At 38.7% G+C, this 26,420-nt stretch carries 24 protein-coding genes and 2 tRNA genes; 9 read left to right on the top strand and 17 right to left on the bottom strand.

Annotated features, from left to right (window positions below):
• Positions 1–175 precede the first annotated feature (175 nt).
• The 16 genes from ilvA to atpD form a co-directional block, all read right to left on the bottom strand.
• Complete coding sequence (ilvA, locus tag AC23ME_RS09935) at positions 176–1,426, bottom strand: threonine ammonia-lyase IlvA (protein WP_487727598.1); 1,251 nt, start codon at positions 1,424–1,426, stop codon at positions 176–178.
• Between the two features lie 429 nt (positions 1,427–1,855).
• Positions 1,856–3,028: a 2-isopropylmalate synthase gene (locus AC23ME_RS09930; RefSeq protein WP_487727597.1), complete on the bottom strand. Its 1,173-nt coding sequence runs from the start codon at positions 3,026–3,028 to the stop codon at positions 1,856–1,858.
• Between the two features lie 14 nt (positions 3,029–3,042).
• Positions 3,043–4,119, bottom strand: coding sequence for a 3-isopropylmalate dehydrogenase (gene leuB / locus AC23ME_RS09925; RefSeq protein ID WP_487727596.1), 1,077 nt, complete (start codon positions 4,117–4,119; stop codon positions 3,043–3,045).
• 185 nt (positions 4,120–4,304) lie between these two features.
• Entirely contained in the window at positions 4,305–5,789 is a 1,485-nt protein-coding gene (locus tag AC23ME_RS09920) for an ATP-binding cassette domain-containing protein (protein ID WP_487727595.1), read from the bottom strand.
• 36 nt (positions 5,790–5,825) lie between these two features.
• On the bottom strand, positions 5,826–6,425 hold the full coding sequence (gene leuD / locus AC23ME_RS09915) for a 3-isopropylmalate dehydratase small subunit (protein ID WP_487727594.1): 600 nt from the start codon (positions 6,423–6,425) through the stop codon (positions 5,826–5,828).
• Between the two features lie 91 nt (positions 6,426–6,516).
• Entirely contained in the window at positions 6,517–7,278 is a 762-nt protein-coding gene (locus tag AC23ME_RS09910; protein ID WP_487727593.1) for a class I SAM-dependent methyltransferase, read from the bottom strand.
• Positions 7,279–7,349: 71 nt separating this feature from the next.
• Entirely contained in the window at positions 7,350–7,715 is a 366-nt protein-coding gene (locus AC23ME_RS09905; RefSeq protein WP_487727592.1) for an antibiotic biosynthesis monooxygenase family protein, read from the bottom strand.
• A gap of 12 nt (positions 7,716–7,727) precedes the next feature.
• Complete coding sequence (leuC, locus tag AC23ME_RS09900) at positions 7,728–9,131, bottom strand: 3-isopropylmalate dehydratase large subunit (protein WP_487727591.1); 1,404 nt, start codon at positions 9,129–9,131, stop codon at positions 7,728–7,730.
• A gap of 113 nt (positions 9,132–9,244) precedes the next feature.
• Positions 9,245–10,726, bottom strand: coding sequence for a ketol-acid reductoisomerase (gene ilvC / locus AC23ME_RS09895; RefSeq protein WP_487727590.1), 1,482 nt, complete (start codon positions 10,724–10,726; stop codon positions 9,245–9,247).
• Positions 10,727–11,206: 480 nt separating this feature from the next.
• Positions 11,207–11,842 (bottom strand): acetolactate synthase small subunit, encoded by a 636-nt coding sequence (gene ilvN / locus AC23ME_RS09890; RefSeq protein ID WP_487727589.1) that lies wholly within the window; start codon positions 11,840–11,842, stop codon positions 11,207–11,209.
• 79 nt (positions 11,843–11,921) lie between these two features.
• Positions 11,922–13,664 carry a biosynthetic-type acetolactate synthase large subunit gene (ilvB, locus tag AC23ME_RS09885; protein WP_487727588.1) on the bottom strand — a complete coding sequence of 581 codons (1,743 nt, stop codon included), beginning with the start codon at positions 13,662–13,664 and terminating at the stop codon, positions 11,922–11,924.
• A gap of 46 nt (positions 13,665–13,710) precedes the next feature.
• Positions 13,711–15,390: a dihydroxy-acid dehydratase gene (ilvD, locus tag AC23ME_RS09880; RefSeq protein ID WP_487727587.1), complete on the bottom strand. Its 1,680-nt coding sequence runs from the start codon at positions 15,388–15,390 to the stop codon at positions 13,711–13,713.
• A gap of 207 nt (positions 15,391–15,597) precedes the next feature.
• Positions 15,598–16,488: a branched-chain amino acid transaminase gene (locus AC23ME_RS09875; protein ID WP_487727586.1), complete on the bottom strand. Its 891-nt coding sequence runs from the start codon at positions 16,486–16,488 to the stop codon at positions 15,598–15,600.
• 487 nt (positions 16,489–16,975) lie between these two features.
• Positions 16,976–17,293 (bottom strand): GNAT family N-acetyltransferase, encoded by a 318-nt coding sequence (locus AC23ME_RS09870; protein ID WP_487727585.1) that lies wholly within the window; start codon positions 17,291–17,293, stop codon positions 16,976–16,978.
• A 295-nt stretch (positions 17,294–17,588) separates the two neighbouring features.
• Positions 17,589–17,834 (bottom strand): ATP synthase F1 subunit epsilon, encoded by a 246-nt coding sequence (gene atpC, locus AC23ME_RS09865; protein ID WP_487727584.1) that lies wholly within the window; start codon positions 17,832–17,834, stop codon positions 17,589–17,591.
• Between the two features lie 73 nt (positions 17,835–17,907).
• Positions 17,908–19,410: a F0F1 ATP synthase subunit beta gene (gene atpD, locus AC23ME_RS09860; RefSeq protein WP_487727583.1), complete on the bottom strand. Its 1,503-nt coding sequence runs from the start codon at positions 19,408–19,410 to the stop codon at positions 17,908–17,910.
• Positions 19,411–19,561: 151 nt separating this feature from the next.
• Between atpD and AC23ME_RS09855 the strand changes: the two genes are divergently transcribed.
• From AC23ME_RS09855 to AC23ME_RS09845, 3 genes are all read left to right on the top strand, one after another.
• Positions 19,562–20,476: an SDR family oxidoreductase gene (locus AC23ME_RS09855; protein ID WP_487727582.1), complete on the top strand. Its 915-nt coding sequence runs from the start codon at positions 19,562–19,564 to the stop codon at positions 20,474–20,476.
• A gap of 71 nt (positions 20,477–20,547) precedes the next feature.
• The gene (locus tag AC23ME_RS09850; protein ID WP_487727581.1) at positions 20,548–21,009 is read left to right on the top strand and encodes a redoxin domain-containing protein; all 462 of its coding nucleotides are present in this window, start codon (positions 20,548–20,550) and stop codon (positions 21,007–21,009) included.
• A gap of 352 nt (positions 21,010–21,361) precedes the next feature.
• Positions 21,362–22,513: an acyl-CoA dehydrogenase family protein gene (locus AC23ME_RS09845; protein WP_487727580.1), complete on the top strand. Its 1,152-nt coding sequence runs from the start codon at positions 21,362–21,364 to the stop codon at positions 22,511–22,513.
• 87 nt (positions 22,514–22,600) lie between these two features.
• Here AC23ME_RS09845 and AC23ME_RS09840 read toward each other — a convergent pair whose 3' ends face one another.
• Positions 22,601–22,987, bottom strand: a complete 387-nt coding sequence (locus AC23ME_RS09840) for a hypothetical protein (RefSeq protein ID WP_487727579.1) — start codon at positions 22,985–22,987, stop codon at positions 22,601–22,603.
• Positions 22,988–23,132: 145 nt separating this feature from the next.
• On the opposite strand from AC23ME_RS09840, the gene AC23ME_RS09835 reads away from it, so the two are divergent.
• From AC23ME_RS09835 to AC23ME_RS09810, 6 genes are all read left to right on the top strand, one after another.
• Complete coding sequence (locus tag AC23ME_RS09835) at positions 23,133–24,044, top strand: hypothetical protein (protein WP_487727578.1); 912 nt, start codon at positions 23,133–23,135, stop codon at positions 24,042–24,044.
• Between the two features lie 272 nt (positions 24,045–24,316).
• Entirely contained in the window at positions 24,317–24,511 is a 195-nt protein-coding gene (gene rpsU, locus AC23ME_RS09830) for a 30S ribosomal protein S21 (protein WP_487727577.1), read from the top strand.
• A gap of 172 nt (positions 24,512–24,683) precedes the next feature.
• Positions 24,684–25,565, top strand: coding sequence for a tyrosine-type recombinase/integrase (locus AC23ME_RS09825; RefSeq protein ID WP_487727576.1), 882 nt, complete (start codon positions 24,684–24,686; stop codon positions 25,563–25,565).
• A gap of 13 nt (positions 25,566–25,578) precedes the next feature.
• Positions 25,579–25,926, top strand: a complete 348-nt coding sequence (gene hpf / locus AC23ME_RS09820) for a ribosome hibernation-promoting factor, HPF/YfiA family (RefSeq protein ID WP_308850822.1) — start codon at positions 25,579–25,581, stop codon at positions 25,924–25,926.
• Between the two features lie 246 nt (positions 25,927–26,172).
• A tRNA-Thr gene (locus AC23ME_RS09815) sits at positions 26,173–26,245 on the top strand.
• A 37-nt stretch (positions 26,246–26,282) separates the two neighbouring features.
• Positions 26,283–26,368 (top strand) — tRNA-Tyr (locus tag AC23ME_RS09810).
• Positions 26,369–26,420: the final 52 nt, after the last annotated feature.

Below are 26,420 nucleotides of genomic sequence, written 5' to 3'. Positions count from 1 at the left end.
CCTATCTACATAGTATATAATTATGGAAAAGTTTCCTTTTGTCTGCCACAGATGCACAGATATTTTTCTATCTAAACTTCTGTTAGTCTGAGCTTGTCGAAGACTATTTGTAAAGATGTTTCGACAAGCTCAACATGACAGACTAAAGTTAAATCTGTGCATCTGTGGCTAATTTTTAAACCAAATACTCAAACAAAGTTGCGTCTTGGTTCAGTTCAATCACATCAAACTTGAAATCTTTCATGCGCTGTAAAATACCAGCGTAATCTTCTTTCTTCATCAACTCAATACCCACCAAAGCAGGACCGTTTTCTTTATTGGTTTTCTTGATAAACTCAAAACGGGTAATATCATCATGTGGACCTAAAACTTCGTTCACAAAAAGTTTCAAAGCTCCTGGTCGCTGCGGGAAACGCACAATAAAATAATGCTTCAATCCTTCGAAAAGCAGGGACTTTTCTTTGATTTCCTGCATACGTTCGATGTCGTTGTTGCCACCGCTAACCACACAAACCACGGTTTTACCCACAATTTGGTCTTTCACTTGCTCCAGCGCCGCTACCGATAAAGCGCCCGCAGGCTCTACTACAATAGCATCTTCGTTGTACAATTTTAAGATAGTTGTACAAATCTGTCCCTCCGGAATTAAATACGTAGAACTCAATAAATCGCTGCAATATTTGTAGGTAATCCAACCCATTCTTTTCACAGCTGCGCCATCTACAAAACGCTCAATATTTTCAACCGTTACCGGACTGCCATGTTTTAACGCCTCCGTTAAAGATGGCGCTCCCATAGGTTCAACACCAAAAACTTTAACATCAGGTTTTACCGTTTGCAAGTAAGCAGTAACACCAGATGCCAAACCACCGCCGCCAATAGGCACCACAATGGCATCTAAATCAGGTAAATCCTGATAAATCTCCATCATTACCGTAGCTTGGCCTTCAATTACTTTTTCATCATCAAAAGGAGGGATGAAAGTAGCCGACTTCTCTTCGCTGTAGGCCAATGCTTCTTTCAAACAATCGTCGAAAGTATCGCCCACTAAAATCACCTCTACGTTATCGCCACCAAACATATTTACCTGTTTGATTTTTTGCTTAGGTGTAATTTCAGGCATGAAAATCACACCTTTAATGTCTAATTTCTTACACGAAAAAGCAACACCTTGCGCATGGTTTCCCGCACTTGCGCAAACCACACCATTTTTAAGTTGGTCAGCACTTAAACCGCTAATTTTGTTATAAGCACCACGCAATTTATAAGAACGTACAATTTGTAAATCCTCTCTCTTCAAATAAATATTGGCATTGTATTTCAAAGAAAGTCCTGCATTAAACTCCAGTGGAGTTCTTTTTACCACCCCTTGCAAGGTCGCAAATGCCTGTTCAAAATCAAATGTGTAATCTGTTGTTGTTTCCATACCCCTAATCCCATACGTACTGGGACTTTTTTATCTTTTATAATTTATTTTTTGAAAAGCAATTTCAGCTTTTCATTGGTTGCGGTAGTCCTGCTATTCGTTACAAGTTTTTTTCAACTCTGTCATCCTGAGCCTGTCGAAGGATTTTTATAGCTTACAGATGCTTCGATAAACTCAGCATGACACTAAACGGTTGGTTCTGCTCACAAAAAACTTTCCACTGCTATCAGGTTTAGTTAACTTAATGCAGTGCAGTAAATCCTCCCCCTTCAATTCCCCCTCCAAAGGGGGACACATGGCGTTTAAGCAATTCGCATATCCCCCTCTTTGAGGGGGCAGGGGGAGGAATAAATTCCGTTACCTTTCTGCAGTTTTTGCTTTTTGCCGATTTAAGTTTCTCGCCTAAGTGGGAATGACGAAGAAAAAAAACTAACTTAACTTCGGTGCTAAATGAACTACTACTAATTCATTCAAATCATCATCGTTGATACCTTGTTTCTTATCTGCTAAATCTAAAAATGCAGTGTAAACCACAGCCAATTGTTCCTTATCCACATTGTGCCCTAATCTATCTAAGTGATGCTTCAAAGCATGTCTTCCGCTTCTTGCAGTTAAAACAATCGTTGCATCAGGGAAACCAACATCAGAAGGTTTAATGATTTCATAATTCTCACGGTTTTTTAAGAAACCATCTTGATGAATACCCGAACTGTGTGCAAATGCGTTAGCGCCAACAATCGCTTTGTTTGGCTGCACTGGCATGTTCATTTGGTTACGCACCTGGTGACTGATTTCGTAAATACCCTGCGTGTTGATGTTGGTGTGGAGACCCAATATTTTGTGCGTTTTCAAAATCATCACTACTTCTTCCATCGAAGTATTACCAGCGCGTTCGCCAATACCGTTAATGGTACATTCTACCTGACGGGCACCATTCTGTAAGCCAGCGATAGAGTTAGCCGTAGCCAAGCCTAAATCGTTATGGCAATGGCAAGAGATAATCGCTTTATCAATGTTTTTTACGTTCTCTTTTAGGTAAAGAATTTTCGAACCGTATTGGTCTGGTAGGCAGTAACCGTTGGTATCTGGAATGTTTACCACGGTAGCACCAGCCGCAATTACAGCCTCAATCATTTTTGCCAAATATTCGATATCAGCTCTGCCGGCATCTTCTGCGTAAAACTCAACATCCTCTACATATTTCTTAGCATATTTTACCGCTTCAACTGCACGCTCTAAGATTTCTTCTCTCGTACTGTTAAATTTAGTTTTGATGTGCATATCCGAAGCACCGATACCCGTGTGGATGCGAGGTCTTTTCGCATAGCGCAAAGCATCAGCAGCTACATCAATATCGTTTTTATTTGCTCTGGTTAGTGCACAAATAATTGGGTCATTAACTGCTTTAGAAAGCTCAATTACGCTATTAAAATCGCCAGGGCTAGAAACAGGGAAACCTGCCTCAATAACATCTACACCTAGTAGTTCCAACGATTTTGCAATTTCAATTTTTTGAGGTGTGCTCAATTGGCACCCTGGCACCTGCTCGCCATCACGCAAAGTGGTGTCAAAAATGTGTACTCTATTTGGGTCGTGTAACATAAGTTTGGGTTAGGTTATTGTGCTAAATAGGTTAATACTAATTGTCCCATTTCTTGGGTGCCCAATACTTTAGCGGTATCGGTATTTTGGTCGGCGATATCGCCAGTTCTGTAGCCGTCTTTTAATGCTTTGTCAACTGCATTAACTAACACTTTTGCTTCTTCTGTAAGTCCGAAACTGATTTCTAACATTAGCGCAGCCGATAGAATAGAAGCCAGTGGATTTGCCAAGTTCTTACCAGCAATGTCGTGTGCCGAACCGTGGATAGGTTCGTAGAAACCTACGCCATCACCAACAGAGGCCGAAGCTAACATGCCCATAGAACCTGCAATTTGCGAAGCTTCGTCAGTAAGGATATCTCCAAAAAGGTTAGCGGTTAATACCACATCAAATTTCTTCGGATTTTTAATCAACTGCATTGCTGCATTGTCGATAAACATGTGTTCTGTTTCTACATCAGGATATTGTTTAGCGATTTCTTGAACGGTTTCACGCCATAAACGTGAGCTTTCCAATACGTTCGCTTTATCTACTGAACATAGTCTTTTGCTACGTTGTTGTGCTGCTTGGTAAGCTTTATGTGCAATTCGTTCTACTTCGTATCTGTGGTAAATCATCAAATCTGAAGCAGTATTTCTGTCCTCAGAACGAGATTTTTCTCCGAAGTAAACATCGCCTGTTAATTCTCTGAAGAACAAAATATCAGTCCCTTGTAAGATGTGCGCTTTGATACTTGAAGCTTCTAACAATTCATCGAATAACAAAATAGGACGTAGGTTAGCATACAGACCTAGTTCCTTTCTAATTTTTAATAAACCTTGCTCTGGTCTAACTTTTAACGAAGGGTCATTATCGTACATGGCATGACCAATTGCGCCGAATAAAATCGCATCGCTTTGACGTGCTTTTTCTAGCGTTTCATCGGGTAGTGGATTGCCAGTAACTTCAATGGCAGCGTGGCCCATTAAAGCTTCATCAAAAGTAAATTCGTGACCAAAGTTTTTCGCGATTTGTTCTAAAGCAGCTTTTCCCCACTGGGTAACTTCTTGTCCAATGCCATCGCCAGGTATTACTAAAATGTGTTTTTTCATTATTCTTATATTTTTTTAACGGCATTCAAGAGGGCTGCGCCGTTTTTCATTATTTGTATGTTTTTGAGCGTATTGTTATTACTATTTCGTCATTTCGACCTTAGGGAGAAATCTAGCATCAAGAAATTAGCCGTGAGATTTCTCCTCGTTCCTCGTTCGAAATGACGGTTTATTTACGGACTGTGCTATACGCTTTCTAATTCTTCTTTGTACGTTCTCTGTTTATAAATATCATTATATATTACCTCGCCTTTGCTTAGTAATAATTGATGCGTTAAATTTTTTGGTAATTGGTCATCGCTGTGCGATACATAAATTAAAGTTCTGTTGGTGCTACATAAACCATCAATTAAGGTGTTAAATTGAAGGGTTTGGAGCGCATCTAGACCTTGGCAAGGTTCATCTAACACTAACAACTCTGGATTTTTAATCACTGTTCTTGCCAGTAAAACCAAACGTTGTTTACCTAATGGCAAGTGCGCTAACAAATCGTTTTTATTGGCGGTTAAGCCGAAGTACTCAATCAATTCGTCAACCTGCGTACGCTTGTGCCAGCCAATTTCTTTGTACAAACCAATGCTGTCAAAAAAGCCAGAGGCGATACTTTGCCAAACTGTAGCATTGAAATCGAAGTACCAATGTAATTCAGGTGAAATTAAACCGATGTGTTGTTTGATATCCCAAATGCTTTCGCCTGAACCACGTTTGTTGCCAAAAAGGTAAATCTCATTTGCATAAGCCTGTGGATGGTCGCCGTTAACCAGACTTAACAAAGTTGATTTTCCTGAACCATTATGACCTTGCAATAGCCATTTTTCGCCTGCCTTAATTTCCCAGTTTACGTTCTTAAGTACTTGCTTTTCGCCATAACTGATGTTCACATCAACCATTTTAATCAGCACTTCGCTACTTGATGGTGGTGCTTCGTGCAAAAACTCAGGAATACTTCTTTCTTCAATGACGATTGCATTTCTAGTGCAGAAAGTAAAATGCTCTACTAACTGTCCATCTACGATTTCTCCAAACCTGTTGATACAAGCCGGAATTTCAGTTTCGTTGCTAACCAAGATGATTTGTGTACCATCGTTGGTGACTTCATCCAATAAGTTATTAAGATTTTGACGGGATTGAATATCTAAACCAGTATAAGGTTGGTCTAGCAATAACAGTTGTGGTTTCGACCATAATGCCTTAACCAATTGCAACTTTTTATGTTCGCCGCTTGATAGCTCTATCAATTGAGCATTTTTAAGAGAGGCAAAGCCTAATGCCTGTAAAATCGGCTCTGCTTTGACTAAATCTAGATTATTTTCTTTGGCGTAATGCGCTAATTCGGCATTAACAGTTAAAGTGTCTTGTACTTGTTGTACGTTGTAGCGCTGTTGGTAATAGAAATTTGCTACGCCTTCTTTGTTTTTAAATTGATACCATTGAGCAATATATTGGCAGACGGGTTTGGTATCGCTCTGCTTATTAAAGCTGACGACAATTTCATCCGTACTTTTTTCTATACCAGCGATAGCTTTCAATAAAGTAGTTTTTCCACTTCCACTAGCGCCAGATAAAAGCCAATTTTCTCCGTCTTGGATAGTCCATTCCAAATCCGTTAACACGGTTTTATTGCCGTATTTTAAATTGAAGTTGGTTATTTGGACTATTGGGTTGTTCATTGTTTTCTTGTGTTCATCGCAATGATGAAATGCCTATTAATAAAATTTAATGACCTTATTTTTCTCAAACTCTTCAATCTCGGCTGTATGGCTGCGAACGAAATCGATATCATCGAAACCGTTAATCAAACAAGACTTCTTGTAAGGGTTGATTTCAAATGTCTCTTTAGCACCAGTCGCATCAATAGTAACTGTTTGTGCTTCTAAATCTACCGTCAGTGTAGAATTAGCATCTTTTGCAACTTGCGCAAAAATTGCCGCTAAAAACTCTTCACTTGCTTGGATAGGTAGTAAACCATTGTTTAAAGCATTTCCTTTAAAGATATCTGCAAAGAAACTGCTGATTACCACATCAAAACCTGCATCTTGAATAGCCCAAGCAGCGTGTTCACGGCTACTGCCACAACCAAAATTTTTACCTGCAACCAATATCTTGCCGCTATAAGTCGGGTCGTTCAGCACGAAATCTGCTTTAGGCGTATTATCACCATTGTAACGCCAATCGCGGAACAAGTTTTCACCAAAGCCTTCACGGGTAGTGGCTTTTAAAAACCTCGCTGGAATGATTTGGTCAGTATCTATATTCTCAATCGATAATGGCACGACCGATGAGCTTAATGTTTCAAATTTTTTCATTTACTTACTAGTAATTAGTATTAAGTAGTTAGTATTTAGACTTGTTGAAAGTCCTTATTCTATTGTCTTTAGTCTTTCAGCGTTCCACCTTTTACCTTTTTAAGGCTTTTATCCTCAATCTTCTGTAATCTGCAGTCCATTCGCCATTTTTATAATGAGTTGGCTTTAGGATACTTACAGCTAGTTCTGTTACTGCTTTAGCTTCTTTTTCGTTTAAGTTTACGAAAGCATGTTGTGCAAATTGATTAATCCAGTTCAACATACCATCGTCACCAATTAACTTGGTTGGTCTGTCGAAAAGCCAAAGTTGCTCTGCTTCGAAACCACTTGCTTCTAAAAGGTTCGAATAATGTGCAATTGAAGGAAAGAACCAAAAGTTAGAAATCACTCTGTGTTCAAATCCTAATTCTTTTGCAGCTTGGTCAATCGCATCAACAATCGACTTTACATCTCCCTTACCACCAAATTCAGCTACCAGACGACCACCATGTTTCAAACTTTTGTAGATGCCACGCAACAATCCTCTTTGGTTTTCAATCCAATGAAAAGTAGCGTTGCTAAATACAGCATCAAACTCACGATTGTAATCTAAGGCAGCTGCATCTTTTTGTTCAAATTGGATAGTAGGGTAGGTCTGTTTCGCCAATTCAATCATATCAGCCGAAGCATCTACACCTGAAACTGTTGCACCACTTTCCTGTATTTTAGCAGCTAAATCGCCGGTTCCGCAACCTACATCTAAAATGTTTTCGCCCGCTTTGGCATCAAGCCATTGCAAAACATCAGCTCCGTAATCAGATACGAAACGATGTTGTTCGTTGTAAAGCTTACTGTCCCACTGTATTTCTGGCATAATGCTAGTTTTTTAGTTGTTTTGTTGGTTAGTTTTTTGGAACTAATCCTTAATCTTTGCTCCTTATTCCTTTATCTTTTTACCTTAGCAAATTGTTCTACTATCGGAAATGGGTCATAGAAATGATGCAATAATGCTTTCCATTCCTGATATTCCGCAGAACCTCTGAAACCTACTGTGTGTGCTTCTAAATCTGTCCAATTCACCAGTAAGATGTACTTGGCAGGTTCTTCAATACATTTTTGAAGCTGATGCGAAATGTTACCTTCCATGCTTGCAATAATTTTTTCAGCTTTCGCAAAAGCAGTTTCAAACTCTGCAGTTAGTTTCGGGATTACATTTAATATGGCAACTTCTAAAATCATATTTGTTTTGCTTGTCATTCTGAGGAACGAAGAAGCTGTTTCATAGGTTGCAGATGCATCCTTCGTCAGCATGACAGCGTATAATTAAGCTTCCAACAACTCCCTCACATCCGTAATTTTACCAGTTACAGCAGCAGCAGCAGCAGTTAGCGGACTTGCCAGCATTGTTCTAGCATTTGGTCCTTGGCGGCCTTCAAAGTTTCTGTTCGAGGTTGAAACGCAATATTTTCCTGCTGGAATTTTATCTTCGTTCATTCCCAAACAAGCCGAGCAACCTGGTTCACGTAATTGAAAACCTGAAGCTTCAAATACTTTGTCCAAACCTTCTGCGATAGCTTGTGCTTCTACTTGTTTAGACCCTGGAACAATCCAAACTTCTACATTATCAGCTTTCTGTTTGCCTTTTACAAACTCCGCAACAGCACGTAAGTCCTCGATACGAGAGTTGGTACAGCTGCCAATGAAAACATAATCTACAGGTTTGCCCAATAAACTTTCGTCATCAGCAAAGCCCATGTAATCCAAAGCTTTTTTGTAAGATGTTTGCTCGGTTTCTGGTTGCGCAGCAGTCGCTGGAATATGGTCGGCAATACCGATACCCATTCCAGGGTTGGTGCCATAAGTAATCATTGGTGCAATATCAGCTGCATCGTAAGTTAATACTGCATCAAATTTCGCATCATGATCACTATATAATGTTTTCCAATAAGCTAAAGCAGTATCCCACTCTTCACCTTGTGGAGCAAATTTTCTACCTTTTACGTATTCGAAAGTAGTTTCATCTGGCGCAATTAATCCACCACGAGCACCCATTTCGATACTCATGTTGCAAACCGTCATACGGGCTTCCATACTTAAAGAACGGATTGCCGAACCAGCAAATTCGACGAAATAACCAGTACCACCAGCAGCAGAAATTTTAGCGATGATGTAAAGAATGATATCCTTTGCACCAACACCTTTTCTCAACTCGCCGTTAACCTCAATTTTCATGGTTTTAGGTTGAGATTGCTGCAAACATTGCGTCGCAAAAACCTGCTCCACTTGCGAGGTGCCAATACCAAAAGCAATAGCACCAAAAGCACCATGCGTAGAAGTATGGCTATCGCCACAAACCATTGTTTTTCCTGGCAAGGTAATTCCCAATTCTGGACCAATTACGTGTACAATCCCTTGAAAAGGATGACCTAAACCGTAAAGCTCTACGCCAAATTCAGCACAGTTTTTGGTCAACATATCTACCTGATATCTCGAAAGCTCTTCCTTGATTGGTAAATGTTGGTCTAAAGTAGGCACGTTATGGTCGGCAGTAGCTACCGTTTGTTTCGGACGGAAAAGTCCGATGCCACGTTTTCTCAAACCATCAAAAGCCTGAGGCGAAGTAACCTCGTGAATTAAATGCGTATCAATGTATAAAATATCAGGAAAACCTTCTTCACGTTTCACTACGTGAGCATCCCATATTTTTTCTACTAATGTTTTCGCCATCTTTTTATAAGTTATTTATAGTTAGTTTGTCAGTCTGAGCTTGTCGAAGACTTCTCTGTAAAATTAGAAAAGAATTCCTTCGACAAGCTCAGGATGACATTCTTTTTTAATTTTTATGCTGTCTTAATCGACTTCATTGCAGTCATTGCTTTACGCAATTTTCTACCGATAACCTCAACTTCGTGGTCACGTAAAATCTCATTGATAGCTACTAATTCAGCATTATCAACCGAACCATCTTTGCCTTCGTTAAAGTTTTTACCAACTAAATCAGTATCAACCATTTTCATGAAATCAGTTAGTAAAGGCTTACAAGCTTGGTCAAATAAATAACAGCCGTACTCAGCAGTATCAGAAATTACACGGTTCATTTCGAACAATTTCTTACGAGCAATAGTGTTGGCAATTAGCGGAGTTTCGTGTAAGCTTTCGTAGTAAGCACTTTCTGGTTTAATACCAGCTTCAACCATGGTTTCGAAAGCTAATTCAACACCAGCTCTAACGAAAGCAACCATTAAAGTATAGTTGTCAAAGTATTCTTGCTCGCCAATTTTAACATCACCAGCAGGTGTTTTTTCGAAAGCCGTTTCACCAGTTTCAGCTCTCCATTTCAATAGGTTAGCATCACCGTTAGCCCAGTCAGCCATCATAGTGCTAGAGAACTCGCCACTCATGATATCGTCTTGGTGTTTTTGGAACAACGGACGCATGATGTTTTTCAATTCCTCAGAAATATGGAAAGCTTTAACTTTAGCCACATTGCTCAAACGGTCCATCATACCGCTTACACCACCATGTTTCAAAGCCTCGGTAATTACCTCAACGCCATATTGAACCAATTTAGAAGCATAACCTGCGTCAATTCCTTTTTCAACCATTTTATCGAAAGATAAGATAGAGCCAGTTTGCAACAAACCGCAAAGGATAGTTTGCTCACCCATTAAATCAGATTTAACCTCAGCCACGAAAGAAGATTTTAAAACACCAGCTCTGTGACCACCGGTACCCACACAGTAAGCCTTAGCTTGTGCCAAACCTTTGCCTTCAGGATCATTTTCTGGGTGAACAGCAATTAAAGTAGGTACTCCAAAACCTCTTAAATACTCAGCTCTAACTTCAGAACCTGGGCATTTAGGTGCCACCATAATTACAGTAATATCTTTACGGATTTGCATACCTTCTTCCACAATGTTGAAACCGTGAGAGTAAAGTAGGGTAGAACCTTGTTTCATTAACGGCATAACCGCATTTACCACCGAAGTATGTTGTTTGTCTGGAGTAAGGTTAATTACCACGTCAGCACTTGGAATTAACTCTTCGTAAGTACCAACCGTAAAATTGTTGTCGCTAGCATTTTTCCAGCTATCTCTTTTTTGCTCGATAGCCTCTTTACGCAATGCGTACGATACGTCCAAACCGCTGTCTCTCAAATTTAAACCTTGGTTTAAGCCCTGAGCACCACAACCTACAATTACCAGTTTTTTACCTTTTAAAGCATTTACGCCATCCAAAAACTCATCGTTAGCCATGAAATCGCATACGCCTAATTGGTTCAATCTTTCTCTAAGTGGTAATGTGTTAAAATAATTTGCCATTTTTCTATTTAGTTTTTGTGATACACATTTTGCGTATCCATTGATTTATTGTTTATGTTTTTAATTCATTTATTTGAAAAGCATGGTTCTTTGCTCTTCGGTTATTGTAGCCCCGCTTTTTGCTCTAATCTTTTTGTTGGCACTGCCGTTAATAGTTGTCATGCTGAGTTTATCGAAGCATCTATTAACAACCAATCCTTCGACAAGCTCAGGATGACACAACAAAAAGTATTTCCGCTTCAATCGGGTTTAGTTATGTACAGTTAGCAGCTCCTTTGTTACTTCCGTCATTTCGAACGAGGAACGAGGAGAAATCTAGCAATTTGCTTTTGGGAATTAGATTTAGCTTCGCTTTCTTCCAGTTCTCTCTGCGTTCGAAATGACGAACTAACAATGGTCTTCCCGACTTCCCCTTTCAAAGTTTCAAAGCAATGTCCAGAACCTTCGCTTTCAGCTTTGAGCTTTTGCCTTTCAGCTCTCTTACATCGTAAAAATCTTATCGCCTTTATCCAAGAACTCATTTTCTACACGCTCTTCACCAGGTTCCTCCGCTTCAAATTCTTTCAGCTTCTCGTGGAAACCAGCACTGTCTTTAATAATCGCTACCCTTGCACTTCTCACAAATTCAATCAGTTCGTAAGGCTCAAGTGCTTTTACCAAAGCATCAGTTTCTTCTTTGTGACCTGTTACTGAAAAAACTGTATAATCCTTGCGAATTACAACCGCTGTTGCACCATATTGTCTCAATAGACGCTCTACAGTAACTTTTTCGGTAATCTCTTCTGTAGATACTTTGTAAAGCGCCAATTCTTGCCAAATCACTTCGCTATCTGTATTGAAGTACACTTTCAAGACTTCAACTTGTTTCTCAATCTGGCGTGCCAATTTCCTCACCACTTCATGACTTTCGTTAATTAAAATCGTGAAGCGGTGGATGCCCGCAATCTCCGAAGGAGAAGTGTTTAAACTATCGATGTTGATTTTTCTTTTCGAAAATATAATCGAAATACGGTTCAATAAACCAACCCTGTCTTCCGCGTAAACTGTAATAGTAAAGTCCTGCTTACCTTCGTAGTCGGCGTCGCTAGGTATATATTTTATCGTGTCGTTACTCATTGTTTTTTGGATTAAGGAACAAGGAATAAAGATGAAGGACTTTAGGTCTTTGCTCTTTTATCCTTGTTCTTTGCTCTAATTATTTTAATCTAATTTCACTTACGCTGCAACCTTGTGGTACCATTGGGAAAACGTTATTTTCCTTGCCAACCATTACCTCTAAAAGGTAAGAGCCATCGTGGTTAATCATCGTTTCCAAAGCCTTTTTAAGTTCAGCTCTTTGGTCTACTTTACTAGCTTCGATGTAGTACGATTTAGCCAAAGCCACAAAATCAGGGCTGGTGATATTCACAAAAGAATAACGTTTATCGTGGAACAACTGTTGCCACTGACGTACCATTCCTAAAAATTGGTTGTTTAAAATCAAGATTTTTACTGCTGCACCAAACTGCATAATGGTGCCTAACTCTTGTGGTGTCATTTGGAAACCACCATCACCAATAATAGCAACTACTGTACGTTCTGGGGCACCATATTTAGCACCAATAGCCGCAGGTAAGCCGAAGCCCATTGTACCTAAACCACCAGAAGTAACGTTGCTACGGGTTTTGTTAAATTTCGCATAACGACAAGCTACCATTTGGTGTTGACCAACATCCGTAACAATTACTGCATCACCGCCAGTAAGCTCGTTTAAAGTACGTAATACTTCACCCATCGTCATTTCTTCTCCGCTAGGGTATAACTCAGGAGTAATGACTTGGTCGATTTCTTGTTGGTTGTAGTCTCTAAAAAGTGCCACCCAAGCTTCGTGTTTATTCTCTTTTACTAGGTTGGTTAAAATTGGAAGTGTCTCTTTACAGTCACCCCAAACACCAACTTCAGCTTTTACGTTTTTATCAATTTCAGCTGGGTCAATATCTAAATGAACAATTTTAGCTTGTTTCGCATATTTGTCCAAACGACCAGTTACACGGTCATCGAAACGCATACCGATGGCAATAATTACATCCGCTTCGTTAGTTAAAACATTTGGCCCGTAATTGCCGTGCATCCCTAACATTCCTACATTTAGAGGATGGTCTGTTGGAATAGCACCTTCGCCCATGATAGTCCAAGCCGCAGGAATACCAGTTTTTTCAATAAACGCTTTGAATTCTTTCTCCGCGTTTCCTAAAATCACCCCTTGACCAAACAACACAAAAGGTTTTAGAGCACTGTTGATCAACTTTGCAGCCTCTTCAATAAACTCAACCCTCACTTTTGGTTTAGGTCTGTAACTACGGATATGGTTACATTTTACGTAAGCTTCAAACTCTTCGATCTGTAATTGTGCATTTTTGGTAATGTCAATCAAAACAGGGCCTGGTCTGCCACTTTTAGCAATATAGAAAGCTTTTGCTAATACCTCAGGGATTTCCTTCGCATCAGTAATTTGGTAGTTCCATTTTGTTACTGGGGTAGTAATGTTAATTACATCAGTTTCTTGGAAAGCATCTGTACCCAAAAGGTGTGCAAATACTTGTCCTGTGATACAAACTAGAGGCGTGCTGTCAATTTGAGCATCAGCTAAGCCAGTTACCAAGTTGGTTGCACCTGGTCCGCTAGTAGCAAAAGCGACACCCACTTTTCCGCTGGTGCGGGCATAACCCTGAGCAGCATGAATACCACCTTGCTCATGGCGTACCAAAATATGCTCTAGTTTGTCTGCATAATCGTAAAGCGCATCGTAAATAGGCATAATTGCACCACCTGGGTAGCCAAAAATAGTGCTTACGCCCTCCTCAATAAGTGCATTTAACAACATTTGTGAGCCCGAACCTTTAAAAGTAGGGGAGCTTGTTGTCGCCTTTTTCGTCTCTGTATCTTGTAAGGTTTCCATAGTTCTATATTTTATGAATGGAAGTTTTGGTTTAGGTTAATTGTATCTAAGCTTCGTCGGTTACACAACCACCAGCCGCATCTGTTACTGTTTTGGCATATTTGAATAACACGCCTTTAGTGATTTTCAGTTTCGGTTGTTGCCATTTAGCTTTACGTTCAGCAATAATTTCATCGCTCACTTTTAGCGTAATTTTATTATTTACGGCGTCAATTTCAATGATGTCATCATCTTCTACCAATCCAATTAAGCCACCTTTATAGGCTTCTGGAGTGATGTGCCCCACCACGAAACCGTGAGTACCGCCAGAAAAACGGCCATCAGTAATTAAAGCGATAGATTTTCCAAGACCAGCACCAATAATTAATGAAGTTGGTTTTAACATTTCTGGCATTCCTGGCGCACCAACTGGACCTTCATTTTTAATTACTACGACATCACCCGGTTTAATTCTTCCAGTGGAGATGCCAGCTACTAAATCTTTTTCTCCGTCAAAAACACGAGCTGGACCTTCAAATCTTTCACCTTCTTTACCAGAGATTTTAGCTACCGAGCCTTTCTCTGCCAAGTTGCCGTACAAAATTTGTAAGTGACCAGTTGCTTTAACCGGACTGTCTAGTTTTTGAATAATAGGTTGGTTGTAGTCCATGATAGATTTTACATCTTTCAAGTTTTCTGCTACAGTTTTTCCAGTAACCGTTAAACAATCACCATGCAACATACCTTCATCTAGCATATATTTCATCACTGCCGGTGTACCACCAAACTGATGTAAATCTTGCATTAAGAATTTACCACTTGGTTTAAAATCTGCTAAAACTGGAGTAATATCACTCATGCGTTGGAAGTCGTCTTGTGAAACCTCTACGCCAATAGCTTTACCAATAGCAATGAAGTGTAACACCGCATTGGTACTTCCACCCAAAACGATAATAGAACGAATGGCATTTTCAAATGCTTTTTTCGTCATAATATCAGATGGTTTGATATCTTTTTCTAAAAGGATACGGATATATTTTCCAGCATCTAAACACTCATTTTTCTTTTCATCGCTCACTGCTGGGTTCGAAGAAGAATAAGGTAAACTCATACCTAAAACCTCTATAGCCGACGCCATCGTGTTTGCAGTGTACATACCGCCACAAGCACCAGCGCCAGGGCAAGTATGTTTAATGATACCTTGGTAATCTTCATCAGATAAATTACCACAGATTTTTTGACCTAAGGCTTCGAAAGCAGAAACAATGTTCAATTCTTCGCCTTTGTAATGTCCCGGTGCAATAGTGCCACCGTAAACCATAATCGAAGGACGGTCTAAACGAGCCATAGCCATAATCGCCCCTGGCATATTTTTATCACAACCTGGAATAGCAATTACACCATCGTAATACTGACCACCACAAATGGTTTCGATACTGTCGGCAATTACATCACGGCTAACTAAAGAATAACGCATGCCTTCAGTTCCGTTGCTCATGCCATCACTTACACCAATGGTATTAAAAGTAAGACCGACTAAATCGTTGTTCCACACACCTTTTTTAACCACTGCGGCTAAATCATTCAGGTGCATGTTACAAGTGTTGCCATCATAACCCATACTAGCAATACCCACTTGCGCTTTTGCCATATCAGCATCGGTTAAACCAATTCCGTAAAGCATAGCTTGTGCTGCGGGTTGTGTTGGGTCTTGTGTAAAAGTCTTACTGTATTTGTTTAATTCCATTTATATTGTTGTTTGTTCTGTTCAATTCAAAAAAAAAACCGCCTCTTTTTGGGAGGCGGTTTCGCTATAGTGTCTTTTTCATTATATACAACGATTGCCTTCCCTCGGTTGAGGAATAATGATAATGTTGTTAATAATGACTGTGTTTAAACGCATGTGTGGTTTTTCTTGCAGCCAAACATACTAACAAATTATCGAGAAGAGAAATTAAATAATCACTTCATAGTTCACTTTTTCTAATACAAGGTTTTTGTATGCTCTTTGTAAGGTAGCACCAATGCTATCTCTCCATCTCTGCCTGTAAACGGTTTCGTCTATAGTATGGATACCCACCACTTCAACTGCTGTTCCGCAGAAGAAAGCCCCATCTGCATCTTTCATAAAATCTACAGTAATCTCTTTTTCAATTACTTCGATATCTAACACTTTGCATAGCTCTATAATAGTGGCTCTAGTAATGCCTGGGAGGATGTTTCCTTTTGCAGGCGTATAAAGCTTGCCACCTTTTTCAAAAAATACATTTGCTCCAGGAGCTTCAGCTACAAATCCATTAGCATCTAATAATAATGCCTCATCAAAACCTTTGTTTTTAGCATCCGATGTAGCTAAAATAGAGTTCACATAGTTGCCGCTAATTTTAGCTTCGATTTTTATTGATTTAGGATTTGGACGCTCAAACGGAGAAACGCAAACTTTCAACTGTCTGTCGCCTAGGTACGCACCCCATTCCCATGCACAAATCATGATAGAAGTTTGCTCAGGTGCAACTAAAGTCATCTGTGGTTCGCTAAAAACCAACGGACGGATGTAAGCATCTTTGAAATTATTCAGTTCGAGTAGTTTGTAAGTTTGTCTAATCAAGTCATCGATATTCCAAGTAAATGGAATGCCTGTTAATTCGCATGAGCGTTTTAACCTCTCGAAATGCTCTCTGGCCTTAAAAATACGAGTAGCATTATGGGTTTTGTAAGCCCTAATGCCTTCGAAAGCTGCAAAGCCATAATGCAATGACTGACCGTATAGATCAGTCTTCGCCTCATTTGCTTTTACAAACTGGCCATTTAGATAAATTACTGTGTTCGAATTATAATAATTCATATTGTCTTGTTTAAAAAAAGCGTCCCAATTTTTGAAGAAGGGGACGCTTTTTAGATGTTTACATCAATATCGTTATAAGGAACCCTTGGATTGTTTTGAAATGACCACATTAAGCAGCAGCAGCTCGTTGTTAACGAAGAGGCTAATGTTGCTATTTAGGGTTCTTAATTTCATTTCTTTTGAGTTCTTTGTTTTTCTATTGTTTTATAAATACCAATTTAGTATTTGGTTCAAAAAATAGCAATAGGCAAAACGAAATAATTTTATTTAGAATATAATTCTGATTTTAGTTTATTTATTGAATTATAATTTTGTTTTAGATGGGTTTTTTCTATCAAAACAATGTGAAGCGTAGACCAAAAATGAAATCGGTATTCGGTATAAATGTTATGCTTGCATTGTAATTTGAGCAAAATTCTGCGTAAAAGTGAGAAATGTCAGAAAAAGATGAGAAAGACACATCACATTTTGGATAACTATATGTGGTCTATTTATCAAATAACCTCAGATATTTACTCGGTACTAATCTCTTCCATTCTGGATGTCTTTTCACATAAGCAAAAACCAATGGGCACAAGGGAATGAGTTGATAAGTGCTCTCTTCGAGATAGACAAGTGTTTTTTCAATCAATGCGGTAGCAGCACCTCTGCCAGCCAATGCTTCTGGGCTTTCGGTATGAATTAGCTTGATGATTTTCTCATCTTCTTCGTACTCGATGAATGCAGTATGACCATCTACTGTTAATTCGAAACGCTTGGTTTCTTCGTTTTTGAAAAGTGGCAGGTTAAGGAATTCTTCTTTCATTGTCTTAGTTCTTAATTGATATTAACTAAGTTAAAGAGAAAGTTGTTGGTTAGGGTTGATGTATGGTAATAAAGAAGCTTGATAGACTTCTCGTCATTGCGAGGTAGGAAGCAATCTTACAAAATTAGAAAGACAATTCACTTTAAGATTTTTCATTAGTTCTTATTATTCCTTTTCAATTGTATTCAAAATTGCTTCGTAGGTGCTTCGTACCTCGCAATGACGGCAGCAGATGCATATAAATACAAAAGCCCCGAACTTTCGTTCAGGGCTTTCGATAATTTGTAAGCTTAACTTAAGCTACAACAGCTTCAGCTAAAACTATAATTTTATTGTCCAGTACTTCAACTACACCACCTTTAATGTTGTAGATGTTTTCGTTGTTTGCTTCCTTTACAATCACCTGTCCGTCTTCTAAAGTAGAGATGATAGGAGCGTGGTCTCTCAAAATTTGAAAAGAACCAGAAGTTCCAGGAACAGTAACCGCAGTTACTTCGCCTTCAAAAACTTTTTTATCTGGAGTTAATATTTCTAAATTCATTTCTTTAGTCTAGCGCTAAGCGTTAAGCGTTAAGCGTTGGAAAACGCCAAACGCCTAACGCGAAACATATTTTTTAGTTAGCTTCTGCCAATAATTTTTTACCTTTTTCGATAGCATCTTCGATGTTACCTACTAAGTTAAATGCAGCTTCTGGATACTCATCAACTTCTCCATCCATAATCATGTTGAAACCTTTGATAGTATCTTTAATGTCTACCAATACACCTTTTAAGCCTGTAAATTGCTCAGCTACGTGGAAAGGTTGAGACAAGAAACGTTGAACACGACGAGCTCTGTGTACAGTTAATTTATCTTCTTCAGATAACTCATCCATACCTAAGATTGCGATGATATCTTGTAATTCTTTATAACGTTGTAAGATCTCTTTTACACGTTGAGCTGTGTTATAGTGCTCATCTCCTAAAACTGCAGGAGAAAGAATGCGTGAAGTAGAATCTAGAGGGTCTACCGCTGGATAGATACCAAGCTCAGAGATTTTACGAGATAATACTGTCGTAGCATCTAAGTGGGCAAAAGTTGTAGCCGGAGCCGGGTCAGTTAAATCATCCGCAGGTACGTAAACCGCTTGTACAGATGTAATTGAACCACGTTTAGTTGAAGTAATACGCTCTTGCATTAAACCCATCTCAGTTGCCAATGTTGGTTGGTAACCTACCGCAGATGGCATACGACCTAATAGAGCCGATACCTCAGAACCTGCTTGAGTGAAACGGAAGATGTTGTCAACGAAGAAAAGGATATCTTTTCCAGCGCCTTCACCATCACCATCACGGAAATATTCTGCAACAGTTAATCCTGATAATGCTACACGAGCACGTGCACCAGGAGGCTCGTTCATTTGACCGAATACCAACGTTGCTTTAGAGTCTTTTAATTTTTCAGTATCAACAGCGTTCAAATCCCATCCACCTTTTTCCATTGAGTGTAAGAAATCATCACCATAGTTAATTACACCAGATTCGATAAACTCACGTAGTAAGTCGTTACCCTCACGAGTACGCTCACCCACACCAGCAAACACTGATAAACCAGCGTGAGCTTTAGCGATGTTGTTTACCAACTCCATGATTAATACAGTTTTACCTACACCAGCACCACCAAATAATCCGATTTTACCACCTTTTGCATAAGGCTCTAATAAATCGATAACTTTAATACCTGTAAAAAGTACCTCAGTCTCTGTTGATAAATCTTCGAATTTAGGAGGAGCACTGTGAATAGGACGACCATCAGTTTTATCAACATTGTTGATGCCGTCAATGGCTTCACCAACTACGTTGAATAAACGACCTTTGATTTGATCGCCAACAGGCATTTTAATCGCGGCACCCGTATCAACTACGTCCATTCCACGAACTAAACCATCGGTAGAGTCCATTGAAATTGCACGTACACGGTCTTCACCTAAGTGTTGTTGCACCTCAAGAACGATTTTTTGACCATTTTCTTTAGTAATCTCTAAAGCAGAGAAAATTTTAGGTAAAGTGGCATCGTTAACAAAGCTTACATCGACTACCGGTCCTATAATTTGCGCTATCTTTCCAATATTAGGCATATTCTGTATTTGGTAAAATTATAAAAATCAAAATGTTAAAGGCGGTTTTGTGCGCCTGCTTTTCGGTTTGCAAAGTTATAATATTTTCATATAATTTTTACATATAAATAAAATGTTTTTCAACAGTTTATTAAATGCTAATTTAGCTTTGATGAAAACAATATTGGTTACAGGAAGTAATGGGCTTTTAGGGCAGAAAATCATAGAAAAAATCGTTGCCGAAAAACGCTTTAATTTAATTGCTACAAATAGAGGAGCAAACAAGTTTCCTATAACTGAGGGCTATATTTACGAAACGATGGATATTTTAGACAGAAGCCAAGTGAAGAAGGTACTGCAAAAATATCTACCCCATGCCATCATTCATACGGCTGCGATGACTAACGTAGATACTTGCCACGAACAAAATGATGCTTGTTGGCAGCTAAATGTAGAAGCGACACAGAGTTTAGCATCGCTCTGCGAAGAAATGGGTATACACTTTATATATGTATCTACAGATTTTGTTTTCGATGGCGTCGATGGCCCGTATAAGGAAGACGACGAACCGAAGCCAGTAAGTTTTTACGGCAAAAGCAAATTGACCGCCGAACGTATCACCCAAAAGATAATAGGCGATTGGGCGATAGTTCGCACTATTTTGGTTTACGGAATCTTGAAAGATATGAGTCGTAGCAATATAGTACTTTGGGCTAAGGGAGCTTTAGAAAAAGGAAACCCAATTAACGTAGTAAACGACCAGTGGCGGATGCCTACTTTGGCAGAAGATTTAGCGGAAGCATGTTTGTTGGCGGTAGAACATAAAGCTAAAGGCATTTACCATATTTCTGGAAAGGATATGATGACGATTGCTGATTTGGTACGCAAAGTCGCCGATTTTTGGGGTCTGGATAGAAGCCTGATCACAGAAATTAGTTCGGACAGTTTAGGACAGGAAGCTAAGCGACCAAAAAAGACAGGTTTTATTTTAGACAAAGCAATGACCGATTTGAATTATCAACCTCATAGCTTTGATGAAGGATTGGCTTTAGTAAGTATGCAGTTAACAGAGATCAGTGGTCAGTAAGCAATTTTCACTTAGCGATTGGCAGTTCTCAGTTAGCCGATTAAACAATTTAAACAATTAACCATTATCATATGTCATTACAAGTAGGAGATCAGGCTCCAGATTTTAAATTAAAAAATACAGAGCTCAAGGAAGTTTCATTAAGCGACTTTAAAGGTAAAAAAGTGGTGTTGCATTTCTTCCCTTTAGCTTTTACGGGTGTTTGCACTACACAACTTTGCGCCATGAGAGATAACTTCGGTTACTATGATGGTTTAAATGCGCAAGTTTTGGGCGTTTCTGTAGACTCTCCTTTTACCTTAGCGAAATTTAAGGAGGAACAGGCCTATCAATTCCCGTTGCTCTCTGATTTCAATAAAGAAACGGCTGGGGCCTATGGTGCGTTGTATCAAGATTTTCTAGGTTTAAAGGGTATCGCTAAACGTTCTGCGTTCGTAATCGATGAAGAAGGTAAGGTGATTTATGCCGAGGTATTAGAAGATGCTGGCAATTTACCAGATTTCGCAACAATTAATAAAGTAGTTGCAGGGTAGATCTTTTATAATCTGATCAATATAAAAACGGGATTGCTGTGATGGCACAATCCCGTTTTTTGTTTACAACGATATCAGGATAATTCTTCAATATGTTTAATTGTGCTTTACGCTGAAATAAATATTAAAAATATTTTCAAGTTTCTTTTTCTGCACAGTGGTATTGTATGCAATGTTATTGAACTATTTACCAATTCGTTCTACTAAAAAAGCGGATAAAAGACTTTGAAAGTGTTATTTAATTTGCTTAACATTGTCGTTAACCAAATATAAATCTTACTAAACTGTTTAAATGCAAAAAGCTAAAAGCAAAAGTATTTAAGCAGTTTTTTTGTTTTAAAGCTATCTATATATGCACACAGGAATTAGTTTTAACGAAACTGAAAACAGTATCATGATCAAAAACATGCTACGCGACTTCGCCGAGAAAAATATCCGTAAAAATGTAATGGAATGGGACGAAGCACAACATTTTCCAATCGAATTATTTAAAGAGCTTGGTCAAATAGGCTTAATGGGAGTTTTAGTGCCCGAAGAGTACGGTGGCTCAGGATTTGGCTACCAAGAATATGTAGACGTAATTGTGGAAGTGGCGAAAGTTTGCGGCTCTATTGGCTTATCGTTAGCAGCCCATAACTCTTTATGTACCGGACATATTCTTGCTTTTGGCAATGAAGCGCAAAAAATGAAATGGTTGCCAAAACTTGCGACAGCAGAATGGATTGGCGCTTGGGGTTTAACCGAAGCCAATACAGGATCTGACGCTTTACGCATGCAAACTACCGCAGTTTTGGATGGTGATGATTATGTAATTAATGGTGCTAAGAACTGGATTACCCATGGTAAATCTGGAGATATTGCAGTGGTAATGGTTCGCACCGGCGAAGCAGGAAGCTCTAAAGGAATTTCAGCCATTGTAGTGGAAAGGGGCACACCAGGTTTCACTGCAGGAAAAAAGGAAAACAAATTGGGGATGCGGGCTTCGGAAACTACCGAGATGATTTTTGACAACTGTCGCGTGCCAAAGGAAAACCTACTTGGCGTAGAAGGTGAAGGTTTTAAGCAGGCCATGAAAGTGTTGGACGGAGGCCGTATTTCTATTGCAGCACTTGGTTTAGGTATTGCAAAAGGAGCGTACGAGGCTGCATTAGCCTATTCAAAAGAAAGACAACAATTCGGACAAAGCATTTCAAGTTTTCAAGGCATTAGTTTTAAACTGGCCGATATGGCAACAGAGATAGAAGCGGCAGAATTGCTGATCCGTCAGGCAGCAGATTTAAAAAACAGACACCAGCCGGTAAGTAAAGAATCGGCAATGGCAAAATATTATTCTTCGGAAGTAGCTGTAAGGTGTTCAACCGAGGCGGTGCAAATTTTTGGAGGCTACGGCTATACCAAAGATTTTCCAGTAGAGAAGTTCTACAGAGATTCTAAGCTATGTACCATAGGTGAAGGAACTTCCGAAATTCAAAAAATTGTGATTGCCAGAGAAATTATGAAATAGTTTTTTCTCTTTATTGAGATTTAGCCATAGATATACAGATGTTATTAAAGAAATCTGTATATCTGTGGCTTTTATATTAAGTACTGGTTACTGCAACGGTTGGCGCATAGATATAACACTATCAACTACATATTTACTAAAGCCACGCCAAGGCAAAGTGCCTTTGTATTCACGATAGTGCAATTCGAAGGTTTTGCCACTGTTCATCATCATCTTTTCAGCAATAGCTTTATTTGCTACAGAGAATTCAAACTCATTTGATTGAATGGTTCCCGTTTGCCTAGATCTTATACCAGTTTGTATCAACTTTCCCTCGTAAGTTTTAAAAACGTAACCCTTCTTCACTATGTAGTTGAGTTCTCCCGCTTTAACGCCTTCGCCAAATACAAAGTAAAAGCGATAGTAAACAATAGAGATTAAAATTAATATGATAATTGCTATAGTGATAGCACCGATTTTTTTTCCTGTTGTCATGGGTTGAAATTTTAGGTGAATTTATGTTTTTTTCATTACTGTAAAAATATTTAATTATTAGGGTAACAAATTTTTAATAGGCTTGATATACTGACAAACAGGGCAGATGTCCTACAGGTAGTCAAAGTATATTAAAAACAACGTCATGAAAAATTTAACCTTTATCGCACTAATCGTAATCAGCACATTGTTGGCTTGCAAAAAAGATAAGTCAAACGCTGATTCTAAATTATCACTAACAGAGTTTAACAACAAATTCTCTGTTCCTGTACAAAAATTTAACGGCACAGCTACCGCGGCATTTAGTATTACTGGCAGCAAAGGGATGAAATTTGATTTTCCTGCCAATGCTTTCTTAGATGCTTCTGGAAATCCAGTTGCTGGTAACGTAGTAATTAGCTTAAAAGAAGTGTTGAGCAAAAGAGATATTCTGCTTTCTGGAAAAGTTACTCAATCTAATGGACAGCTTTTAATTACTGGCGGAGAGTTTCAAATTCTGGCCAGTCAGAACGGGCAGGCACTTAAGTTAAATCCAGCAGTTGCCGTTGCCGTAAATGTGCCTACCACACTTAATACAGATCCAATGAATTTGTTTGTATGGGCACCAACGGCTGCATCAGACAGTACATGGGTGTTGGATCAAAAATCGCGAGTAGCAACCACCACGAATTTCTATCAGTTTAATTTGCCGAACTTTGGATGGATCAACTGCGATTATTTCTACAACAACCCAAATCCTAAGACAACTATCACTGCAAGTCCAGTTTATGTCGGAACAGCCCCTAGCATCAAAGATCAACGAGCGTATATGGTATTCGATGATATTAAATCTGTAGCTGGTTTACCATTTGTGTTGGCCATCAACAAACATCAATCTTATCTAAATTCAATGCCAATAGGTCTAAAGGGTAAGGTGGTTATTCTCTCCACAGATGTTAATGATATCATTTATTTTGGTCATTCTAATTTTACGGTAAGTGCCGACCTGCATTTAAGTGTTCCAGTTGCAAAAGCCACAGCATCAGAAATTGATGCGGTTTTAAATACGCTGAATTAGCGCTGTCTATGTTTTTATGGTTTCTGTTTTGAAAATGGATGTCGCGAGATGTCCATTTTCTATTTTGTAGTCGAAAGGCTCATTAAGTTTCTACTAGAATAGCAGATGTGTTTTTGTCCCAGTTGTCAACCAGTTCCAAAAAAACAAGTATGATATTGAATTTTAATATAATTGATTAAAAACTTTCTAGTATTCAATAAATTATCTACATTTGCATCCCCAAGCACAAAAGCAGGGATTAAAAAAACACGAGAGGAGGTATTTTCAGCGTTATGATTATGATCAATATTAAAGATGGCGAGTCGTTAGACAAGGCGTTAAAGCGTTTCAAGAAGAAATTCGAGAAAACGGGTGTATTAAGAGAACTACGTAGCCGTCAAGCATACGAGAAAAAATCTGTAGCTCGTCGTACTGAAGTGAAGAAAGCGATTTACATCCAAGGATTAAACCAAGAAGGACAAGCATAGTCTTTCTGACTTAACATATAAAAGAGCCCCGAATTTTCGAGGCTCTTTTTTTTATGCGCTAAAATTGACGTTACTCACTTTAATAAAGGATTTTCCTCAAATTTTATAAAAAAGCTTTGGCAATGTAGTTTTGTTTTGTAAATTCACTTATCAACCTAACCGCAAGATATAAATGCCAATTAACGACTTTCTGACATATCTACAATACGAAAAGCGTTACTCGCCTCACACCTTACAATCGTATCGTGCGGATTTGCATCAGTTTGAGCAATTCTTGGTAAAAGATAATATCCAGCTTCGAGAGGTAAAGGCGTTACATATTAAAAATTTCATGGTAGATCTATTGCATCAAGGTTTGTTAGAAACTGCGGTGAATAGAAAACTGTCATCATTAAAAAGCCTTTACAAGTTTCTGCATAGGGAAGGTGAAATTGAAAATAATCCAACTGCACTGGTGAAAACCTTAAAAACACCAAAAAAATTACCGGTTTTTGTGGAAGAGTTAAAGATGGATGCGCTATTAGATGATGAGCACAGCTTCGATGACTCTTTCTCAGGAAGGAGAGATAGGCTTGTGATAGAGTTGCTCTTTGGAACTGGTATGCGTTTGGCAGAGCTTATCAATCTTAAAGAAACAGATGTTAATATCTATGATTCAAGTATCAAGGTGTTAGGTAAAAGAAATAAGGAGCGAGTTATTCCGGTACATAAAGTTTTGTTAAACGAAGTAAAAGATTTTGTAGTGTTGAAAACATTGCAAAATTTCGACAACAAAACACCTTATCTAGTCGTTACCAATAAAGGAGATCAGGCATATCCAAACCTAATTTACCGCATAGTAAATAGTTGTTTAGCATTAATATCTACGCAAGATAAAAAAAGCCCGCATGTGCTGAGGCATTCATTTGCTACCAGTTTGTTAAACCGAGGTGCAGATTTAAATGCAATTAAAGAGCTTTTGGGGCATGCTAGTTTGGCTGCTACACAGGTTTATACGCATAATTCAGTCGAAAGATTAAAGTCCATTTATAAACAAGCCCATCCGAGGGCGTAAAAAAGGAGGAAAAATGAAAATTAGAGTGCAATCTATCCATTTCAATGCGGACCAGAAATTACTGGAGTTTATTCAAAAGAAAGTTGACAAGTTAGATCAGTTTTTTGATCAGATTATAAGTGGCGAAGTATATTTAAAATTAGAGAATGTAGAAGACGAAGCCAATAAGATTAGCGAAATTAAACTTATTGTACCAGGCGGAACCATGTTTGCCAAAGAGCAATGTAAGTCTTTTGAGGAGGCTACAGATCTTGCAATAGAATCATTAAGGAAACAAATTACTAAACATAAAGATAAAACAAGAGCAAAACTTAGTGAGCATAAAACTATATTGGCAAACGGTGAAGTAGCTGATTATTAGATTGATGTTTTACAATAAATGATGAACAAAAAATTGGCGAGCATAAACTCGCCAATTTTTTTTGAAAAAATATTTGCAGCTACCAATAATGCGTGTATATTTGCATTCCATTTCGGAAACGGGGTTAGTACCCAACTCAAAAATGGTCGTTCTGTGAAGAGATAAAAAAAATAAAAAAATGCAGGTGCTGTATGTTAAAAAGATAAATTTTTATATATTTGCGCCACATTTGTTAAAAAGATAAAAGCCTCCTTAGCTCAGCTGGTAGAGCAACTGACTTGTAATCAGTAGGTCATTGGTTCGATTCCGATAGGAGGCTCTTTTTATTTTAGAACTCTGCGTTTTAGAGTAAAAGGGGGGAGATACCAGAGTGGCCAAATGGGACAGACTGTAACTCTGTTGTCGCAAGACTTCGAAGGTTCGAATCCTTCTCTCCCCACCATCAGTTAACAGTAATCAGTTTTTAGTTTGCAGTTTTACAATTGCTAACCAAA

The organism is Pedobacter sp. T50_32 (genome assembly GCF_057652195.1).
This window is presented reverse-complemented; position numbering and strand designations above follow the sequence as displayed.

Bases quoted from the DNA above. Each gene is read 5' to 3' on its own strand.
- AC23ME_RS09920 (WP_487727595.1), bottom strand. From the start codon at position 5,789: ATGAACAACCCAATAGTCCAAATAACCAACTTCAATTTAAAATACGGC.
- AC23ME_RS09845 (WP_487727580.1), top strand. From the start codon at position 21,362: ATGCACACAGGAATTAGTTTTAACGAAACTGAAAACAGTATCATGATC.
- AC23ME_RS09930 (WP_487727597.1), bottom strand. From the start codon at position 3,028: ATGTTACACGACCCAAATAGAGTACACATTTTTGACACCACTTTGCGT.
- atpD (WP_487727583.1), bottom strand. From the start codon at position 19,410: ATGCCTAATATTGGAAAGATAGCGCAAATTATAGGACCGGTAGTCGAT.
- ilvN (WP_487727589.1), bottom strand. From the start codon at position 11,842: ATGAGTAACGACACGATAAAATATATACCTAGCGACGCCGACTACGAA.
- ilvB (WP_487727588.1), bottom strand. From the start codon at position 13,664: ATGGAAACCTTACAAGATACAGAGACGAAAAAGGCGACAACAAGCTCC.
- leuD (WP_487727594.1), bottom strand. From the start codon at position 6,425: ATGAAAAAATTTGAAACATTAAGCTCATCGGTCGTGCCATTATCGATT.
- AC23ME_RS09855 (WP_487727582.1), top strand. From the start codon at position 19,562: ATGAAAACAATATTGGTTACAGGAAGTAATGGGCTTTTAGGGCAGAAA.
- AC23ME_RS09870 (WP_487727585.1), bottom strand. From the start codon at position 17,293: ATGAAAGAAGAATTCCTTAACCTGCCACTTTTCAAAAACGAAGAAACC.
- hpf (WP_308850822.1), top strand. From the start codon at position 25,579: ATGAAAATTAGAGTGCAATCTATCCATTTCAATGCGGACCAGAAATTA.
- atpC (WP_487727584.1), bottom strand. From the start codon at position 17,834: ATGAATTTAGAAATATTAACTCCAGATAAAAAAGTTTTTGAAGGCGAA.
- ilvD (WP_487727587.1), bottom strand. From the start codon at position 15,390: ATGGAATTAAACAAATACAGTAAGACTTTTACACAAGACCCAACACAA.
- ilvC (WP_487727590.1), bottom strand. From the start codon at position 10,726: ATGGCAAATTATTTTAACACATTACCACTTAGAGAAAGATTGAACCAA.
- AC23ME_RS09825 (WP_487727576.1), top strand. From the start codon at position 24,684: ATGCCAATTAACGACTTTCTGACATATCTACAATACGAAAAGCGTTAC.
- leuC (WP_487727591.1), bottom strand. From the start codon at position 9,131: ATGGCGAAAACATTAGTAGAAAAAATATGGGATGCTCACGTAGTGAAA.
- leuB (WP_487727596.1), bottom strand. From the start codon at position 4,119: ATGAAAAAACACATTTTAGTAATACCTGGCGATGGCATTGGACAAGAA.
- AC23ME_RS09835 (WP_487727578.1), top strand. From the start codon at position 23,133: ATGAAAAATTTAACCTTTATCGCACTAATCGTAATCAGCACATTGTTG.
- AC23ME_RS09905 (WP_487727592.1), bottom strand. From the start codon at position 7,715: ATGCTGACGAAGGATGCATCTGCAACCTATGAAACAGCTTCTTCGTTC.
- rpsU (WP_487727577.1), top strand. From the start codon at position 24,317: ATGATTATGATCAATATTAAAGATGGCGAGTCGTTAGACAAGGCGTTA.
- AC23ME_RS09850 (WP_487727581.1), top strand. From the start codon at position 20,548: ATGTCATTACAAGTAGGAGATCAGGCTCCAGATTTTAAATTAAAAAAT.
- ilvA (WP_487727598.1), bottom strand. From the start codon at position 1,426: ATGGAAACAACAACAGATTACACATTTGATTTTGAACAGGCATTTGCG.
- AC23ME_RS09840 (WP_487727579.1), bottom strand. From the start codon at position 22,987: ATGACAACAGGAAAAAAAATCGGTGCTATCACTATAGCAATTATCATA.
- AC23ME_RS09910 (WP_487727593.1), bottom strand. From the start codon at position 7,278: ATGCCAGAAATACAGTGGGACAGTAAGCTTTACAACGAACAACATCGT.
- AC23ME_RS09875 (WP_487727586.1), bottom strand. From the start codon at position 16,488: ATGAATTATTATAATTCGAACACAGTAATTTATCTAAATGGCCAGTTT.